Genomic DNA, 317 nt, shown 5'->3' on the forward strand with positions numbered 1-317 from the left:
CCCGTTCGAGGATGCTGGCCGCGATCGGCATGGCGATCATGTTCACAAGGAAGATCGGCAGGGCGGCGTCGGCCAGGAACAGGGTGCGCGCGGCCTCCGGCAGGATCAGGGCGGCGACCAGGTGTGCGGACATCAGGAGCGCCAGCGACAGCAGGGCGAGGATGCCGCGCCGCTCCGCCCCCTTGGTCTTGCGCGCCCAGTAGATCCCGGCGGCCAGTGCGAGGACCATGCCGAGTGCTCCGGCCCACATGCCGACGCCCCCCACATAGAGCCGAGTCGCCACGGTCACGGACAGGCAGGCAGCCCCCCCGCGCACG

Annotated in this window: 1 protein-coding gene; it reads right to left on the reverse strand. The window is 71.6% G+C overall.

Annotated elements, in window-relative coordinates; translation table 11 throughout:
• The coding region (locus E0702_RS16340) for a LytS/YhcK type 5TM receptor domain-containing protein (RefSeq protein ID WP_165927584.1) at positions 1-317 on the reverse strand (317 nt) is incomplete at both ends.

Origin of the sequence: Halomonas marinisediminis (assembly GCF_004347715.1) — a bacterium.
Classification (GTDB): Bacteria; Pseudomonadota; Gammaproteobacteria; order Pseudomonadales; family Halomonadaceae; genus Halomonas; species Halomonas icarae.